This is a genomic window from Actinomyces sp. S6-Spd3, from assembly GCF_000758755.1.
In the GTDB taxonomy this organism is placed as follows: Bacteria; Actinomycetota; Actinomycetes; order Actinomycetales; family Actinomycetaceae; genus Pauljensenia.
This window is the reverse complement of the sequence record NZ_JRMV01000252.1, coordinates 1-661: the sequence shown is the minus strand read 5'-3', so window position 1 is coordinate 661 and position 661 is coordinate 1. Positions and strand designations below refer to the sequence as shown.

Genomic DNA, 661 nt, shown 5'->3' with positions numbered 1-661 from the left:
GAGATAGGTCGTCTCCGTCAATCATCACCTGGGTTCCAATAAACGAATCCTGGGGTGTTCCGCAGATAGCCGCCGATGTAAGGCAGCGAGCCTTTGTGGAGGGGCTGGCGAATCTAACCCGCGCGGTAGATGACACGCGCCCAATAAGTTCAAACGACGGTTGGGAACAGCCCGCTACGGATATAGTTACCACCCACGATTACGCGGATAAGCCGGAGCAGCTCCAGTGCGCGTACGCGAGTGAAAGCGCCATGAGGCAATCCGTAAACGGCATCGGTCCCCAAGGGCGTCGGACCCTCCTCGATTCGGATTGGGATTTCGATAAACCCGTCATTGTCTCCGAATTCGGAGGAATCGCCTTGGATGAGGGGAATTCGAAGCACTGGGGTTACAGGACGGTTGGTTCTAAGGAAGAGTACGAGAAGGTCTTTAAAGGACTTGTTTTTGCTCTACTTGAATCACCTTTCTTGGCCGGTTTCTGCTACACGCAGCTAACGGATACCGCGCAGGAGGTAAACGGGATTTGCACTCCTGATAGGAAACCGAAACTGCCGAAGCAAACCGTTCGAGAGATTATTACCTGCTCAAAGCCACACGATTCTCAAGTGCGTCCCCGAGTGGTAACCGAACACGCAGTGGGGGTAGCTGAAAAATGACCTCA

At 53.6% G+C, this 661-nt stretch carries 1 protein-coding gene; it reads left to right on the top strand.

Going from position 1 to position 661, the window contains the following annotated elements; genetic code table 11:
• The coding region (locus HMPREF1627_RS02025; protein ID WP_324606567.1) for a glycoside hydrolase family 2 TIM barrel-domain containing protein at positions 1 to 656 on the top strand (656 nt) is incomplete at its 5' end.
• Positions 657 to 661 lie beyond the last annotated feature (5 nt).